This is a genomic window from Sphingomonas sp. 7/4-4 (assembly GCF_027941955.1).
In the GTDB taxonomy this organism is placed as follows: Bacteria; Pseudomonadota; Alphaproteobacteria; order Sphingomonadales; family Sphingomonadaceae; genus Sphingomonas.
Genome location: NZ_CP115960.1, coordinates 13,673 through 30,717 on the forward strand (window position 1 = coordinate 13,673; position 17,045 = coordinate 30,717).

Sequence of the window (17,045 nt, forward strand, 5' to 3'; positions counted from 1 at the left end):
AATGGAGACGCTTGAACAACTGGAATGATGCATATACATCATGCATATGCATCATGATTCTCCGGCCACTTCTTCCGCCTGCGCGTGCACCACGCTCCGCAAGGCGTCGCGGGCAGTGGCGCGTGTCTATGACGACGCGCTCGCCGCCAACGGGATGACCACTGCGCAATTCTCGCTCCTGCGGCATATCGCGCGCGGCGAGCCGCTACCGCTGAGCCGGCTCGCCGAGCAGCTGGTGATGGACCGCAGTTCGCTCTACCGCGCGCTCGCGCCGATCGAGGTCAAGGGCTGGGTGGCGGTTTCCGCCGGCGAGGGACGGACCAAGCTGGCGTCGCTCACTGCCACCGGCCGAGCTGCGGTCGAGGGCGCGGAAGCGGATTGGGACGCGGTGCAGGAGCGCATCGTCGGTGCGATGGGGGAGGAGAAGTGGATGGAACTGGAAGCGGCACTGCGCGCAGTGACGGAACTGGCCGAGGGCGCGCCGGGAGCGAATGCATGACGGCGCTGCTTCGGCGGCTGCCGGTTTCGACGCGCGGCTATGCCAGCATCGTCGTCGGCGTGACCTTTCTGGCATTGCTGGTTTCGGCGGGCCTGCGTTCGGCACCCGGCGTGATGATGCTGCCGCTCGAACAGCATTTCGGCTGGGATCGCGCGACGATCTCGGCGGCGGCGGCGATCGGCATCCTGCTCTACGGGCTCGTCGGCCCCTTGCCGCGGCGCTGATGCTGTCGATCGGCATCAAGCGGACGATGCTGGGCGGGCTCGTACTGATGGCATCGGCGACCTTCGCCAGCCTGTGGATGACCGAGCCGTGGCAATATGTGCTGAGCTGGGGTGTGGTGTCGGGCGTGGGCAGCGGCGCGGTGGCATCGGTGCTGGGTGCGGCGGTGGTCAACCGCTGGTTCGCCACGCGGCAGGGGCTGGTGATGGGGATGCTCACCGCCAGCACCGCGACCGGCGCCCTGGTGTTCCTGCCGGTGCTGGCGTGGCTGGCCGAGGGCGGAGCGTGGCGCCCGGTGGCGCTGGCCGTGTCGATCGCCAGCGCGGCGATGCTGCCGCTCGTGTTCCTGTTCGTCCCCGAGCGTCCGCAAGACGTCGGCGTCCGCCGCTTCGGCGAGACCGGAGACAGCGCGCCGCCCCCGCCGCTCAAGCAGGCCGCGACGGTGAGCCTCGCCTTCACGGCGCTGTTCCGCGCCGCGCGCTCGCCAATGTTCTGGCTGCTGTTCGGTACTTTCTTTGTCTGCGGGCTGACCACCAACGGGCTGGTCGGCACACATATGATCGCGTTCTGCGGCGATCACGGCATCGCGCCGGTCGCGGCGGCGGGTCTGCTTTCGCTGATGGGGCTGTTCGATCTGATCGGCACGACCGCTTCCGGCTGGCTGACCGACCGCTATGATCCGCGCAAGTTGCTGTTCGTCTATTACGGGCTGCGCGGGCTCTCGTTGCTGGCGCTGCCGTTCCTCGATTTCGGTCCGGGCAGCCTGTTCCTGTTCGCCGTCTTCTATGGGCTCGACTGGATCGCGACGGTGCCGCCGACGGTGAAACTCGCCAACCTCACGTTCGGCGAGCGCGATGCGCCGATCGTGTTCGGCTGGGTGATGGTCGGGCACCAATTGGGTGCGGCGACCGCGGCGTTCGGCGCGGGCGCGATCCGCACCTTGACCGGTACCTACACCCCCGCTTTCCTGATCGCCGGGGCATTCGGTCTCGCGGCCGCTGTGGCGATCCTGAGCGGGCGGACCGAGACGCGGACGCTGCAGCCGGTGATCTGACCGTAACGGCTTGCGGCGGGAGGAAAAAGGCGACAGCATCGACCCCGGGGCACGGGAATCGAAGGGGGAATGATGTCGCGTTGGGGGTGGAGCCTGCTGGTTGCGGGCGGGCTGGTCGCGATCGCCGCGACGGCAGGGGCGCAGACAGCGGATAAACCGGTGGAGAAAGCGGCCGAAAAGAAGGCCGGGCCGCTGGAGACTTCGGTTTTCGCCGAGATCCCGTCTTTCGAGGGCCCCGAGCTCTCCCCAAAGGGTAACGCGATCGCTGCCAAGGTCGCAGTCAACGGCACCCAATATTTCGCGATCATCCCGCTCGACGGCGGCAAGCCGCGCCTCGTGGGCTTGGGAGATTCCGATCTCAACTGGTGGAAATGGGTCAATGACGATTGGCTGGTGCTCGGCATCGGCGAATTGCAGCCGTTCGAAGGCGACGACTTCTATGTGCGGCGCGCGGTGAGCGTGAACGCCACCGGCACCAAGACGATCCTGCTGTCGAGCCGCGAAGCCGCCCAGAACGCGGACGACCTGATCTGGACCGCCACCGACGGGACGCCGCGCATCCTGATGGCGTCGCAGATGTCGGTCTATTCGAACAATGCCGGTTTCTGGCCGCAGGTCGACGAGATCGACGTCTCCACCGGCAAGCGCAAGCTGGCGCTTCGCGGCCGCGAGGGGATCTGGGATTGGTATGCCGATGGCAGCGGCACGATCCGGATGGGGATCGGATCGTCGCTGGACGGGCGCACCCGCCGCGCAGTGTATCGCGAGAGCGCCAAGGACAGCTTCAGGACGATCGATCGCGCACGCACGCACAAGGACACGCTGACGGTTCCTTCGCTGTTCCTGAAGGAACCGGGCAAGGGCCTGATGATCTCGGACGACGACGATGGGTATTCGGCGCTGTACGAGCTCGACCTAGCGACGCTGACGCGGGGCAAACAGCTCTTCGCGACCAAGGGCTACGACATTGGCGGGCTGATGCGCGACCAGACCGGCTTCAACTATGTCGGCGTCTATGTGAACGAGAACAAGCCGGGCATCCGCTGGACCGATCCGGCGATGGAGGCGATGCAGAAGACGATTGCCGACAAGATCAAGGGCGGCGAGCCGCGGATCGTCTCGCTCAATCGCGATCGCACGGCGGCAATCGTCCATGTCGGGGGCAGCAACGCCCCCGGCGCCTATTTCCTGTATCGCGCCGCCGACGATTCGATGGAGTTCCTCAAGACGAACAACAGCACGATCGGACTGAAGCGGCTCAATCCGGTGCGCACGATCCGTTACAAGGCACGCGATGGGCTGGAGATCGCCGCGGTGCTGACGCTGCCGTTCGGCAAGAAATCCAACTTGCCGCTGATCGTGATGCCGCATGGCGGGCCCTTCGCGCGCGACACCGAGGAATGGGACTGGTGGACCCAGTTCCTCGCCGAGCGCGGCTATGCCGTGATCCAGCCCAATTACCGCGGCTCTTCGGGCTATGGTACGCCGTTCACCGACAAGGGGCTCGGCCAATGGGGCCTGGCGATGCAGGACGATCTCAACGACGCGGTTGCCGAGCTCGCCAAATTGGGGATCGCGGATCCGAAGCGAGTCTGCATGGTCGGCGCTTCCTATGGCGGCTATGCCGCGATGCGCGCGGCGCAGCGCGACGGCAAGCTATACCGCTGCGCCGTGGCCTATGCCGGCGTCTCCGATCTCAACCGGATGATCAACCATAACAGCAACTTCCTCGGCGCGGGCGCGCGGAAGGACTGGCTCAAGATGCAGGCGCCGGACCTGAAGAGCGTCTCGCCGGTCAATCTCGCCGGCGACTTCTCGATTCCGATCCTGCTGGTGCACGGCAAGAAGGATCGGGTGGTGCCGCCGGTCCATTCGCGGGTGATGGCGCAGAAGCTCAAGGCGGCGGGCAAGGAAGTGATCTGGATCGAACAGCCCGAAGCCGATCACCATTTCTCGCGCAGCGAGGACCGGCTGGAGTTCCTCAAGGCGCTGGAGGCATTCCTGGCGAAGCACAACCCGGCCTGAGCGGCGGGAAAGACGAGATCGATCGGCATCCAGCCGTGCTATTCGACGCGATCGAGCGGCTACTGAAGGTGCGACCAGCTGCCCAGCGCAACTCAAGTTACGAGCGCTGCCTTGGCGGCCGTCCGAACCTCGTCCGCGCGCTTGGCCGGTTTGAGGAGATTCTACTGCACGTATCGGCCGTCTCATGAGGAGGCTGGCGTCGCGGTGTTCGGGCTGCCGAACCTGGCATAGAGCGTCGGCAGCACGAACAAGGTGAGCAACGTGGCGCTGATCAGCCCGCCAATCACCACTGTCGCCAGCGGCTTCTGGACTTCGGCGCCGGCGCCGTGACCGAGCGCCATTGGCACGAAGCCCAGGCTCGCTACCAGCGCAGTCATTGCCACCGGACGCAGCCTGGCGAGCGCGCCCTCCGCGCCGCGGCCGCGCGGTCGAACCCTTCGGCCACGAGTTGCTGGATCGATGTCAGCATAACCAGCCCGTTGAGCACCGCGATGCCCGACAATGCGATGAAGCCGACCGCGGCGGAGATGGAGAACGGCATGCCGCGCAGCTGCAGCGCAAGCACGCCGCCTACAAGGGCAAGCGGCACGCCGGTGAAGACGATGGCCGCATCGCGCGCATTGCCGAGCGCGCCGAACAACAATAGCAGGATCAGCGCGAAGCACGCGGGCACGACCAACGCCAGCCGGTCGCGTGCGGAGGCGAGGTTCTCGAATTGGCCGCCCCATTCGAGCCAGGTGCCGGCGGGAAGCTGCACTTCCTTCGCGATTGCCGATCTCGCATCCGTCACCACGCTCGCCACGTCGCGACCGCGGACATTGGCCTGCACGACGACACGCCGCTTGCCGTTCTCGCGGCTGATCTGGTTCGGCCCGTCGACCAGCCGGATGTCGGCGACCGAGGCGAGCGGTACGAAGCTGCCGCCCGGGGTCTGCACCGGTGTCTGGCCGAGCGTCTCGACGTCGGCGCGGGCGGCATCGCCCAGGCGAATGACGACCGGGAAGCTGCGGTCGCCCTCGAAGATCCGCCCGGCCTCCCGCCCACCCACCGCAGTGGCAACCGTATCGGCCACATCCTGCGCGCTGACTCCGAGCCGCGCGGCGCGGTCCTGCGCATAGGCGATGTCGAGCATCGGTAGTCCTTCGGTCTGCTCGACCTTGACGTCCTCGGCGCCGGCCGTGCGGCGAAGCACGCCGGCGATCTTCGCGGCGGTCGCGTTCATCTCGTCGAAGTCCTCGCCGAATATCTTGATCGCCACGTCGGATCGGACGCCGGCGATCAGCTCGTTGAAGCGCATCTGGATCGGCTGGGTCACTTCATAGGCATGGCCGGGCACCTGCGCGAGCCGGGCCTCGATCCGCTCGACCACTGCGGCTTTGTCCTCGGAGGGGTTGGGCCAGTCCTTGCGGTCCTTGAGCATGATGAAGGTATCGGTCGCGTTGGGCGGCATCGGATCCGACGCGACCTCGGCAGTGCCGGTGCGCGAGAAGACGGTGCGGATTTCGGGCATGCCCTGAAGCGCATGCTCGATCTGCGCCTGCATCTTCTGGCTCTGCTCGACCGAAGTGCCGGGTACGCGGAACGCGGAGACGAGGACATCGCCTTCGTCGAGCTGCGGCAGGAATTCCTGGCCGAGCCTGGTGTAGGCGCCTGCGGCCAGGGCCAGGGCTGCTATCGCCACCCCGAGCGTCAGGCTCGGCCGTTTCATGGCGCGGTCCAGACCCGGCTCGTAGCGGCGCCGCAGCCAGCCGACGACGCGGCCTTCCTTTTCCTCGACCGGCCGCGAAAGCGCGATGGCGATCGCGGCGGGCACGAAGGTAAGCGATAGTATGAAGGCAAAGATCAGGGCCATGATGACGGTCAGTGCCATCGGCTCGAACGTCTTGCCTTCGACACCCGTCAGGGTGAGCAGCGGAACATAGACGATGATGATGATGGCCTGGCCGTACACCGAGGGGCGGATCATCTCGCGCGCGGCACCGCCGACAACCTCCAGCCGTTCGGACGGGGCCAGGGTGCGCCCGGCTGCATGCTGGCGTTCGGCGATGCGGCGCAGCGCGTTCTCGACGATGATCACGGCACCGTCGACGATCAGCCCGAAGTCGAGCGCCCCGAGACTCATCAGGTTTGCCGAGACACCGAGGCGCAGCATCCCGAATCCGGTGAGCAGCATGGTGAGCGGGATCACCAGCGCCGCAATCAGCGCCGCGCGGAAATTACCGAGCAGCAGGAACAGCACGGCCGTGACCAGCAACGCACCTTCGGCCAGATTCTTCGTGACGGTCGTGATGGTCGCGTTGACCAGCCTGGTGCGATCAAGGACCGGTTCGATCACGATGTCGCGGGGCAGCGACGGCGCGATCGCCTCGAGCTTGGCATCGACTCCGGACGAGACGGTGCGGCTGTTCTCCCCGATCCGCATGATCGCAGTGCCGGTGATCACCTCGCGCCCGTTTTCCGAGCCGGCGCCCATTCGGACGCCCTGGCCGAGGCGCACCTCGGCGACCTGGCCGAGCGTGATCGGCGTGGCTTCGCGGGTGGCGATCACGGTGCCACGCAGCTGGGCGAGGCTGCGGATGCGAGCATCGGCGCGAACCGCGAGGCCTTCGCCGTTGCGGTTCACGGTGCCGCCACCGGTCGCGACGTTGTTGCGCTCGAGCGCAGTCGCGAGATCGGCGAGCGACAGCTCGAGCGCGGCGAGCCGCTGGACGTCGGGGACGACGAGATATTCCTTCTCGTAGCCGCCGAGCGAGTCGATCCCGGCGACACCGTCGACCGTCTTGATCTGCGGCGCGACGATCCAGTCCTGCACGGTGTGGAGGTAGGTTGCCTTGTCGGCTTCGCTCGCCAGCCGGTCGCCCTCGGGCGTGATGTAGCTGCCGTCGGGCTGGAGGCCGGGCTCGCCGGGACGGTGTTGCTCGTGGGCACGCTCGGCATAGCGCAGGGTCCAGATATAGACCTCACCCAGCCCGGTGGCGATCGGTCCCATTTCGGGCTTCACGCCGCCGGGCAGCGCCTCCTGCGCTGCAGTCATCCGTTCCTGGACCTGCGCCCGCGCAAAATAGATATCCGTGGAATCGGAGAAGACCGCAGTGACCTGGGCAAAGCCGTTGCGGCTCAGCGAGCGCGTGCTCTCCAGTCCCTTGATCCCGGCGAGCGCGGTTTCGATCGGGAAGGCGACCTGCTTCTCGATCAGTTCGGGTGACAGCGCGGGTGCGAGGACGTTCACCTGCACCTGGTTGTTGGTGATATCGGGCACCGCGTCGATCGGCAGGCGCGCGAGCGACGCGCCGCCGATGATCGCGGCGATGGCGGTGAGCAGCAGGACCAGCCAGCGCCGGTCCACCGCCCATGTGACGATGCGATCGATCATGGCTCAGTCCTCATGCCCGGCTTCGGCCGCGCCGAGCGCGGACTTGAGCGTGAAGCTGTTCGCCGCGGCGATCCGCTCGTGCCCGCTGAGGCCGCCGGTCACAATGACCATGGCACCGTCCTGCCGTCCGAGCGTGATCGGAGCGGCGCGAAACCCTGCGTCGGTGCGTACGAACACGACGCTCTTGCCGTCCACCGTCTGCACCGCAGTCGAGGGCACACGGATTGCGCCGTCGCCGGTCCCGGGAAGCTGGATCGAAGCGGTCACCGGCTCGCCCACGCGCCACTGGCCGGCGCGATTGTCGAGCATCGCGATTGCGGGCACCTGGCGCGTCTCCGCATCAAGCGCGGGCGAGACGAAGCTGATTCGAGCGGACTGGCTGCGCTCCGGCGCGGTGACCTGCACCGTCATTCCCGGCCGCACGCGTCCGGCATCGGCGGGAGACAGCGAGAGCGTGACGCTCAGCCGATCGAGTTGCGCGATGCGGAACAGTTCGGTCTCGGCCGCGTCCGCCGCGAAATTCTGACCCAGCACTGCCTTGCGCGCGATGATCCGGCCCGAGATCGGCGCGGCGATGACGATGCGGTTATAGCTGCCGCCGCGCCCGCCGCTGGCGGCGACCTGTTCGCGCGCGAGCCGCAGAGCGACATTGGCCTGCTTCGCGGCGGCACGCGAGATTTCGACTTCGCGCAAGGGCCGGAAACCCTTGGCGTAGAGCGCCTCGTCGCGTGCGAGCGTGGTCCGTGCCAGCTCGGCGGCTGCGGCGGCGCGCTGGACCTCGGCCTGCAGACCGGCTGCCTCGCGGCTTTCAAGCACCGCCAGCGTCTCGCCGCGCCGGACGCTGTCGCCGAGATTGTGGCGCAACTCGACGATGCGGCCAGGCACCGTGGCGGCGACGATCCGCGTCGCCTGCGGATCGCTCTCCAGCAGCGCCGGCAGCGCGATGGCACCGCCATTGCCGCCGATCGTCGGGCTGACAACTTCGATTCCGGCGGTGGCGATTTGCTGGGGCGTCAGCGTGACGACGCCTTCGCCATGCCCGGCTTCAGGCTGGGCATGGTTTTCGGCTGGCGAGCTGCCGCCGCAGGCGACAAGCAGCAGGGCAAGCGGCAAGGCCGCGATTATCGGTTTCATCGATCGATTTCCTCGGCCGGATCCGCGTCAAAGCGGCACCGGCAAATTGCGTTCAAGGGGCGGGGACGCGGGTGCGTCTCAGGCCCTTGGTGGTCTCAAGGCTGGATCGATCAAAAGCGAAGCCAGGCCCTGCCCATGTCGCGGGAAGATCTGGCTGGAAAGGCGTTGCCGCTTCATCGTCGCCCGCGCATCGACCTCGACAGCAAAGGCGTGACCATGGCAGGTACCGTGATGATGTGGGACGCCCTGGTCGGCATCGGCCGGCACCTGATCGCGGTCGCCCTCCGCATGCGTCTCCCCGCCGCTGCACGATATCTCGGGAACGCCAGGCGCCTCGCGCCCGTGCACCGTCGCCGTCGCAACCAGCGAACAGGCGAGCAGCCCAAGCAGAAAGTACCCCCAGCGGCGCAGCATGGTGCTTCCATATCGGATCGAGCGCGCGCTGTCATCGTGCCGGATGAAAGTGCGGCGATACGATCGCCGCAATCGACGAGGCGTGCATGTCATCCCGCCAAGTCACCCTTGGGTCGATTGAACCGCGGGTCCGGCAAATGGTAAATTGACCCTCAGGAAAACGATCGGGCTCCAGCGTTGCTCAGGAGGCCGACGAAAGGGAGGAAGCCATGAAAAAGCTCCAGAATCCACTGCGCCTGCTCCTTCTCGGCGCCGCGCCGGCCGCGCTGATGCTGCCGAGCTACGCGGCTGCGCAGACCGCCGCCGACACGCGGACAACGCAAGACACGGATGCGGCGCAGCGATCGGAACCGAACGTTGCAGAGGCCCCCGAATATACTGACGGCGAGGAAATCGTCGTGGTCGGCACGGCCGGCGGCGGGACACGGCGGCAGGACGCTGCCTTCGCGGTTACCACGCTTTCCAGCGAAGCGATCGCGCGCGCCGCGCCCAACAGCACCGCGGATCTGCTGCGGACCGTCCCGGGCGTGATGGCGGAGAGCTCCGGCGGACAGAACGGCGCGAACATCTTCGTGCGCGGCTATCCTTCAGGCGGCGACGCGCAGTTCGTCACCTTCCAGCTCGCCGGCGTGCCGATATTCCCGCCGCCGACCTTGTCGTTCCTCGAGAATTCGCAGCTGATCCGTCTCGACGAAACCGTGCAGCGGATCGAGGCCGTTCGCGGCGGCACGGGTTCGCTCTTCTCCAACGGCCAGCCCGGGCTCACCGTCAACGTCGTGCCGCGGACCGGCGGCAGCGAATTCCACGGGCTCGGCAAGATATCCTATACCGATTTCGGCGAAATCCGCGGCGACGCCTGGATCTCGGGACCGCTCAATGAAGATACCGGCTTCATGATCGGCGGTTATTACGCCCAGGGCAACGGCGTCCGCGATCCGCAATACCGCGCCGAGAAGGGCGGACAGGTCACCGCCAACGTGCATCACGATTTCGGCAATCGCGGCTCGGTCGAGATCTATGCGCGCTACCTCAACGATCACGGCCAGTGGCTGCTGCCGATCCCGATCGTCCAAAACGGCAACGAGATCAGCGAATATCCGGGCTTCGACGCCGGAACCGGCGCGCTCGCCGGGCGCGAGACGCGCGTCACGACCAATCTGGTCGGCCGTACCGTCGACCTCGCCGACGGGCGCGGCGCCGACGTGTTCAACACCGGCATTAACTTCGACTATGAGGTCGCCGACGGTTTCCGGTTGCGCGAGCGCCTCAGCTATCTCGGCGGCAATGCCGACACGGTAGGGCTGGTACCGGCCGAGGCGCCGGTCGCGGCTTCGGACATGGCGGTGACGCTGGGCGGCGCAGGCTCCACGGTCGCCAGCCTCGGCTATGTCAATGGCAGCGGCGCGCTCGCCGCGACCACACCGGTGATGCGCGCCGGTGTCTGGGAGGTGCGCAAGAAAATCTCTTCCTTCGTCGCCGATACCGGCTTCGAATGGAGCGCCGGCCCGAACAAGCTGACGGGCGGCTTCTACTACGCCAACTACACGTCGCGCGACAGCTGGTCGCTCGGCAACCAAATGCTGCTCACCGGCGAACCCAATGCGCGGCTGCTCAACATGACCCTGAACGGCGGTCGGACCGCGACGCTGGGCGGCTTCACCAGCGGCCCCGGCTTCATCGTCGACGGCCGATATGACGGCAGCGACTATGCCTTCTACGCAGTCGACGAATTTCAGATCACGCCGGAGCTGCGTGTCGACGGTGGCGTGCGCTGGCAACGGCACACGGTGAACGGGACGATCCGCACGCCGGGCGGGACCGTCGATCTCGATGGCAATGCCAGCACGCTCTACGACAATTCGGTCTCGGTGTTCGGCGGTCCGCGCCGGATCGACTATTCGGATTCGGCCTGGTCGTGGACGGCCGGCGTCAATTATGACGTCACGCGCCAGATCGGCGTGTTCGCGCGTTACAGTCGCGGTAACAGCTTCCCGCAGTTCGACAATCTGCGCGACGCCTCGGACGCGGACATCGCCAACGACACCGGCCTCGCCATCACTGCCGAGGTCGAAACCTATGAAGGCGGGCTCAAGATCTCGACGCCGCTGGTCAACCTCTACGCCACGCTGTTCCACAACAAGTTCGACGGGCTCGCGACCACGCAACTCGTCAACAATGTGCCGCTCAGCCAGATCGGCGGCGCCAAGGCGACCGGCGTCGAGCTCGAGGGCGCGATCCGGCCGTTCCCGGGCTTCAGCCTGTCGGGCGCCGCCACCTGGCTCGACAGCACGTACGAGGATTTCTTCACGGGAGGCGGCACGATCGACAACACCGGCAACCGCGTCCAGCGCCAGCCGCGCTGGGCGTGGCGCGTGACGCCGGCCTATGAAGTCGATCTCGGCAGCGTGAAGCCCTCGGTCTTCGCGACGCTGCAATATACCGGCGACCGTTTCTCGGACGTGGAGAACAACCAGCTGCTGCCGCATTTCTATCAGCTCGATGCCGGCGTCTCGGTCGATGTCGCGGAGCGGGTAAAGCTTCAGGTGACCGGCAACAACCTGACCAACGAGGTCGGCCTCACCGAAGGCAATCCGCGCATCATCGGCTCGCAGGGATCGGGGCCGATCCTGGCGCGACCGATCCTCGGGCGGTCGTTCCGCTTCAGCGCGGGCTTCAGCTTCTGATTGCGAACTGGCGCTCCTGCCTGCTTATGGCAGGAGCGCCCGGCCCGCTCATTTCAGCTCGCGCACCCAGATGGAGCGAAAGCTGATCGGCGGACTGGGATCGCCATGATCCTGGAGCTTGATCGGCGCAGCACCGTGCGCAGTGTAGCGCGGCGCTCCGATATAGACCGTCTCGCCCTTGAGCGCGACGTGATCCTGCACGAGGATACCGTTCATGAAGGCAGTCACATAGGCTGGACTGGTCAGCGATCCATCCGCGGCGAAGACCGGCGCGGTCCAGACCACGTCATAGCTCTGCCACTCGCCGGGCGCCCGGATCGGGTTCGCGAGCGGCGGATATTGCTTGTAGATGCTGCCTGCCTGGCCGTTGACATAGGTCTTGTTGCGGAAGCTATCCATGATCTGGAGCTCATAGCCGGCATCGCCGTCGCCGGTGGAGGCGAGGAACAGCCCGCTATTGCCGCGCGCCTGGCCCTCTCCGGTGATGCCGCTCGGAATCCGCCACTCGAGATGCAGCTGATAATTGCGAAACTTGCGGCGCGTCTCGATGTTGCCGGTGCCCTTGCGCACGGTCAGCACGCCATCCGCCACCGTCCAACGCGCGGGTGACTTGTCCTTGGTCGAAACCCATTCGCCGAGATTCTTGCCGTCGAACAGGACCAAGGCGTCGGACGGCGGGGCGACCGTCGTGGCCGGGCCCGGTGTAACCACCGGCACTTCGGGCGCCCAGACTTCGGTGTCCTGCGGGCGGGCCTGCGGCGTCGTCTGCACGACCGGGGTACCCGGGGTTGCGCCGAGCAGGCTCATGGCTGCGGCGGTGATGATCATATTGCCCATCCCTTGCGATACTCCCGGTCCAGAAAGCGATTGGCGTCGGCCACGTTGGTGATCCGGCCGGCGACGCCGTCATATTCTATCGGCTGATCCGCCCGCATCGCAACCATGCCGAGGATCATCGTCTCGTTCAGCGGCACTGCGACCGAAAAAGGTGAGGAGATTGCCTCCTCGCCGCGGATCGCGCGGATCCAGTTCATCTCGTGCCCCTCCCGGCCGCCCAATATCCGGGGCAGCGAAACCGGCACCGCCGCCGCACGTGCGGCCGTTCCCTCTCCGATCAGCACGGGCTTCTCGCCATAAGTGTCGTGCATCAGCATTCCGCGGTCGCCGATATAGAGCACGCCTCCATCCGGATTCATCCGGGCGGTGGCCGGCATCGCCGGAGGAGTCGGCGGCATCAGCCCGCCGTCATACCAGGTCATCGTGATCGGCCCGCCTTTGGCATGGCCGAACTCGTAGGTGGTTATGTTGGCGAGCGGATAGCTGCCAAGGTCGGCGGGCGGCTTGCCGTCCCAGATATCGTCGTCGCCACCCCAGCGGCTATGCCGCGTCTCTATCCGCGTGGGCAGCCCCGGTTCCAACGCCCAGACGGGGAAGTCGATGAGATGGGCACCCATGTCGCCAAGCGAGCCGACGCCGAACGGGACCCAGCCGCGCCAGTTGAAATGGGCATAATCCGGATTGTAGCCCCAATCGACCGGCGCCGGCCCGAGCCACAGGTCCCAGTCGAGGGTGGCGGGCTTCGGCACTGCGGCGGGGCGCTTTTCCCCTGCGGCCAGACCGGCCGATTGGTCCAGGCATGGACCTGGCGCACCCGGCCGATGACACCGCCGCGGATCAGCTCCACCACTCGGCGGCCGTCATCGCCTGAGTGGCCCTGGTTTCCCATCTGGGTCACCAATTTCGGATTACGCCGGGCGAGATCGAGCAGCGTGCGTCCCTCGCGCACCGTATAGGTGAGCGGCTTCTGCACATAGACGTGGAGGCCGCGCTCCATTGCGGTCTTCGCGGCGATCGCGTGGTGATGGTCCGGAGTGGCGATCACCACGGCATCGATGTCCTTGCGGCTGTCCAGCATGCGCCGATAGTCCGCGAACTTCGCCGCGCGGTCATAGGCCTGCTTGAGCGGCTGCCGATCCGGACGGGCAACCCCCTTGTCGTCGACAAAGGCCTTCGCGACATGGCCGAAGTCGACATCGGCCACCGCGACGATGTTCTGGCTGGTGAGCTTCGTCATGTTCTGCGCGCCCATGCCGCCGGCCCCGATGACCGCCACATTGACCCGGTCGCTCGGCGCGATGCGGCGGGCCCATGCGCCGCCCGGCGTCGCGAGAAGCCCGGCGGTGGCCGCGGCGCCCCGCATCCAGTCGCGACGGCTAAGGTGGGTTCGCGGGTCGATCATCGATTGCTCCTCTCTGGTGGATCGTCAGATCGCGGGCAGAGATGGTGAAAAGCAAGCTCTGCGGGTCACGTCGAACGGTCTCTCCCGAATGGATAAACGAACTTGTTTTAGTTATCCACCGATAGCTCGTCCGCTTTTCTCAGAACCCGCTTGCCGAACCAAACCGGGCCCGAAGCGAGGAGAGAAAATGATCGGACTGGGAGTCTTGCAGTCGCCGGCGGTGGGCCTGACCCTCATCTAGCCTGAAAGTGTCATTCCTCGCCGATCAGCGCCTGCACATTCTCCTCGATCCAGTCGGTCAGGCCGGCGATCCGTTCGGCTGCCTCCCGCCCGAGCGGGGTGAGCGTGTATTCGACATGCGGCGGCACGACCGGATAGCTTCGCCGGATCAGGAGATGATGGCGCTCTAGCTGCTGAAGGCTCTTCGCGAGCATCCGCTCGCTTACCCCGTTCACCTTCCGTCGCAGCTCGGCAAAGCGCATCGTCCCGTCGCGAAGGGCGATCAGCAGCAGGACATTCCACTTGCCCGTCATGTGCACCAGCACCTCCCGCGACGGGCAATTCGCGTCGAGCATCTCCCCGCGGGCGAGCTGCGTTGCGAGATGGTTGGTCTTGGCAGTTTCCATACTTACCCCGATGTCCGTACTTACTTCTGATTGGGTATGGTCATATCTGGGCTGCTCCACCGATGAAAGGAGCAACCATGTACGCTGTCACGGGAGCAACGGGCCAGTTCGGCCGCCTTGCCATCGCATCGCTTCTGCGCCGCGTCGACGCGGGCGAGATCGTCGCGCTCGTACGCGATCCGGCCAAGGCGCTGGATCTGGAGCGGCTCGGCGTCACGGTCCGGGCGTTCGATTATGACGCGCCCGAAGGACTGCCGGCGTCTCTCGACGGCGTGACACGGTTGCTGTTCGTGTCGTCGGATACGCCCGATGGGCGGATCGCACAGCACAAGGCGGTGATCGACGCCGCCGTTCGCGCCGGGATCGAACGGATCGCCTATACCAGCATCCTCCATGCCGATACGAACCCGATGAGCCTTGCCGAATCGCACCTAGAGACCGAGCGTATGATCGCCGCCAGCGGCCTCTCTTACGCCATCCTGCGCAACAGCTGGTATATCGAGAATTATCTGATCGGCGCGGAGGCCGCGATCGCGCACGGCGTTCTGCTCGGCAGCACCGGCAGCGGCCCGATCTCCGCCGCCACGCGCGCCGACTATGCCGAGGCGGCGGCGGTGATCCTGACCGGAGCATCCGGGCCCGACCGCGTGTACGAACTGGCGGGCGACGAGGCGTTCACTCTGTCCGACGTCGCGGAAGCGCTGGGCGCGGCAGCGGGAAGGGCGGTCCAATATCGCGACCTGCCCGAAGACGAGTATCGCGAGGCGTTGATCGGTGCCGGCGTGCCGGCCGGCTTCGCGGCCGCGCTGGCCGAATATAGTGCCAAAGCGGCCGGCGGCATCCTCGCGGACCGATCGCGCACGTTGAGCGGGCTGATCGGCCGGCCCACCGAGACGATGCGCGAGACGATCCTTCGCGCTCTCGTTCGCTCTGCGACGGTGGAGAACGACTGAGGGCAGAGCCCGTCCGGCGCGTGAGGTTTCATTTCACGGTCGATGGGGAATGTGCTGCCCGGCTCCCGAAGGACCGTCAGTGCGGCGGGCGAGACTCCCGGCGCAGTTGTTCGGACAGGTTCAGCACTTCCGCTGACAGGGCCGTCAATTCCGCTTGTCGAGACTGGCTGTCACGTTCCAGCCGCTCGAAGCGCGAGGCGATATCGGCATAGGGGTCGTAGTCCAGTGCGAAGGAGAGCGCTTCGAATTTGCGCCAGATCTCACGCGCGGTGTCCTGCAGCTTCATCGCGATTGCTCCATGTCCTGATGCATGATCAGCCCGTGCTCCGTGCCGGAAGGGGCGCCCTGCGCGTTTCCGTGCGCCAGCGCGAAAGGGCATCCAGTGCCGGTCTCAGGCCGGCGGCCAGATCGGCGAGCATGTAGATCTGGCTGGCGTGCGGTGGAGGGAGATGGTGTCGTTCGACGAGCCCCGCGCGTTCCAGGGCGCGAAGCCGGTCGGTCAGGATGTTCGCGCTGACTCGCGGAATCGCCGATCTCAGATCCGAGAACCGGTGCTCGCCTGCGTTGAGACGGAGCAGGATCTGCAATGTCCAGCGTCCTTCGATCTTTTCGAGCGGATCTTCTCTCGTGACGGTGCTGTCGTCGGAGATTGTCAAACTGATCGAGCGTTGCGCCGCCCATGATCCGCTCTCATGGCAAGACGTCGCAATCGGCTCGTCGGATTCGAGCACGCTCATGCCGCCGCCCCTCCGTCGCCGGGCTCTGCGCGTCGGGCTTGATCCGGTACCAGAGCGTGTAGAGCGCCGGCAGGAAGCCGAGGGTCAGGATCGTTCCGACCAGCGTCCCGCCGATCAGCGTGAAGGCCATCGCGCCCCAGAATACCGAATGGGTGAGGGGGACGAAGGCGAACACCGCGGCCAGCGCCGTCAGGATCACCGGGCGGGACCGCTGCACGGTCGCTTCGACCACGGCATCGAACGGCGTCCGGCCGTGCTGACGGTTCTCCTCGATCTGGCCGATCAGGATCAGCGTGTTGCGCATCAATATGCCCGCCAGGGCGATCAGCCCCAATATGGCGTTGAAGCCGAAGGACTGGCCGGTCACCAGCAGCGTCGGCACCACGCCGACCAGCCCGAGGGGGCGGTCAGCAGCACGATCGCCATCGCGGAGAACTGGCGCACCTGGAGCATGATGACGATCATCATCAGCAGGATCATGATCGGGAAGATCGGTGCCAGCGCGGCATTGGCCTTGCCCGCCTCCTCGATCGAGCCGCCCATGACGATGCGGTACCCGGCGGGCAGCGTGTCGATGACCGGCTGGAGCTTCCTGAACATGGCGGTCGAGACGTCGGGCGGCTGCAGGCCGTTGGCGATGTCGCCGCGCACGGTGACGGTCGGCATGCGGTCCCGGCGCAGCAGGATCGGATCCTCCATGCGCAGCTCGAGCTTGCCGATCTGGCTGATCGGAATGCGCTGGCCGTTCGTCGCGGTCAGCGTGAAATCGCCGACGCGCGCCGGATCGAGCCGAGCCTTGCCGGCGGAGCGGGCGACTACGTCGACGGTGCGGATATCCTCGCGAACCTGGCTGACCGTCACGCCGGAGAGCAGGAACTGAAGCTGTTCACCGACATCGCCCGAGGTCAGGCCCATGGCGCGAAGCCGGTCCTGATCGAGCACGAAGTGAAGCGTCGGCACGCGCTCACCCCAATCGGTGTTGACGGTGCGCATCATCGGGTCCGCGACCATGATCGCCTGGACTCGGTCCGCGATGGTGCGCACCTTGTCGACATCCGGACCACTGACGCGGAATGCCACGGGAT

At 66.4% G+C, this 17,045-nt stretch carries 11 protein-coding genes and 5 pseudogenes; 5 read left to right on the forward strand and 11 right to left on the reverse strand.

What is annotated here, in order from left to right; all coding sequences use genetic code 11:
* The first annotated feature begins 46 nt into the window (after window positions 1-46).
* From PIB19_RS00075 to PIB19_RS00085, 3 genes and pseudogenes are all read left to right on the forward strand, one after another.
* On the forward strand, window positions 47-499 hold the full coding sequence (locus tag PIB19_RS00075; protein WP_271239161.1) for a MarR family winged helix-turn-helix transcriptional regulator: 453 nt from the start codon (window positions 47-49) through the stop codon (window positions 497-499).
* Window positions 496-1,775 (forward strand): annotated as a pseudogene (locus PIB19_RS00080) (MFS transporter). The gene PIB19_RS00075 and the pseudogene PIB19_RS00080 overlap by 4 nt, the downstream one beginning before the upstream one ends.
* Before the next feature lie 72 nt (window positions 1,776-1,847).
* Entirely contained in the window at window positions 1,848-3,800 is a 1,953-nt protein-coding gene (locus PIB19_RS00085; protein ID WP_271239162.1) for an alpha/beta hydrolase family protein, read from the forward strand.
* A gap of 182 nt (window positions 3,801-3,982) precedes the next feature.
* Here the strand turns inward: PIB19_RS00085 and PIB19_RS00090 are convergent.
* The 3 genes and pseudogenes from PIB19_RS00090 to PIB19_RS00100 all read right to left on the reverse strand — a co-directional run bounded on the left by PIB19_RS00090 (window position 3,983) and on the right by PIB19_RS00100 (window position 8,721).
* Window positions 3,983-7,173: pseudogene (locus PIB19_RS00090) on the reverse strand (efflux RND transporter permease subunit).
* A 3-nt stretch (window positions 7,174-7,176) separates the two neighbouring features.
* Entirely contained in the window at window positions 7,177-8,307 is a 1,131-nt protein-coding gene (locus PIB19_RS00095; RefSeq protein ID WP_271239163.1) for an efflux RND transporter periplasmic adaptor subunit, read from the reverse strand.
* A 78-nt stretch (window positions 8,308-8,385) separates the two neighbouring features.
* A complete protein-coding gene (locus PIB19_RS00100) occupies window positions 8,386-8,721 on the reverse strand; it encodes a hypothetical protein (RefSeq protein ID WP_271239164.1) in 336 nt (111 codons plus the stop codon).
* Between the two features lie 209 nt (window positions 8,722-8,930).
* Here PIB19_RS00100 and PIB19_RS00105 point away from each other — a divergent pair, with 209 nt between their 5' ends.
* Entirely contained in the window at window positions 8,931-11,405 is a 2,475-nt protein-coding gene (locus PIB19_RS00105) for a TonB-dependent receptor (protein WP_271239165.1), read from the forward strand.
* A gap of 48 nt (window positions 11,406-11,453) precedes the next feature.
* Here the strand turns inward: PIB19_RS00105 and PIB19_RS00110 are convergent, their stop codons facing one another.
* The 5 genes and pseudogenes from PIB19_RS00110 to PIB19_RS00125 all read right to left on the reverse strand — a co-directional run bounded on the left by PIB19_RS00110 (window position 11,454) and on the right by PIB19_RS00125 (window position 14,270).
* Window positions 11,454-12,233: a 3-keto-disaccharide hydrolase gene (locus tag PIB19_RS00110; protein ID WP_271239166.1), complete on the reverse strand. Its 780-nt coding sequence runs from the start codon at window positions 12,231-12,233 to the stop codon at window positions 11,454-11,456.
* Window positions 12,230-12,859, reverse strand: coding sequence for a hypothetical protein (locus PIB19_RS00115; protein WP_271239167.1), 630 nt, complete (start codon window positions 12,857-12,859; stop codon window positions 12,230-12,232). The genes PIB19_RS00110 and PIB19_RS00115 overlap by 4 nt, the downstream gene beginning before the upstream one ends.
* Window positions 12,860-12,892: 33 nt before the next feature.
* Window positions 12,893-12,991: pseudogene (locus tag PIB19_RS23385) on the reverse strand (hypothetical protein); the annotation flags it as partial.
* A gap of 203 nt (window positions 12,992-13,194) precedes the next feature.
* Window positions 13,195-13,644: pseudogene (locus PIB19_RS23390) on the reverse strand (Gfo/Idh/MocA family protein); the annotation flags it as partial.
* 251 nt (window positions 13,645-13,895) lie between these two features.
* Window positions 13,896-14,270, reverse strand: a complete 375-nt coding sequence (locus PIB19_RS00125) for a winged helix-turn-helix transcriptional regulator (protein WP_271239169.1) — start codon at window positions 14,268-14,270, stop codon at window positions 13,896-13,898.
* A 77-nt stretch (window positions 14,271-14,347) separates the two neighbouring features.
* On the opposite strand from PIB19_RS00125, the gene PIB19_RS00130 reads away from it, so the two are divergent.
* Window positions 14,348-15,223 (forward strand): SDR family oxidoreductase, encoded by an 876-nt coding sequence (locus tag PIB19_RS00130; protein ID WP_271239170.1) that lies wholly within the window; start codon window positions 14,348-14,350, stop codon window positions 15,221-15,223.
* 76 nt (window positions 15,224-15,299) lie between these two features.
* Here the strand turns inward: PIB19_RS00130 and PIB19_RS00135 are convergent, their stop codons facing one another.
* From PIB19_RS00135 to PIB19_RS23395, 3 genes and pseudogenes are all read right to left on the reverse strand, one after another.
* Complete coding sequence (locus PIB19_RS00135; protein ID WP_271239171.1) at window positions 15,300-15,509, reverse strand: hypothetical protein; 210 nt, start codon at window positions 15,507-15,509, stop codon at window positions 15,300-15,302.
* Between the two features lie 28 nt (window positions 15,510-15,537).
* On the reverse strand, window positions 15,538-15,960 hold the full coding sequence (locus tag PIB19_RS00140; RefSeq protein WP_271239172.1) for a winged helix-turn-helix transcriptional regulator: 423 nt from the start codon (window positions 15,958-15,960) through the stop codon (window positions 15,538-15,540).
* A pseudogene (locus PIB19_RS23395) lies at window positions 15,914-17,040 on the reverse strand (efflux RND transporter permease subunit). Before PIB19_RS23395 ends, PIB19_RS00140 begins: the two are co-directional and overlap by 47 nt.
* Window positions 17,041-17,045: the final 5 nt, after the last annotated feature.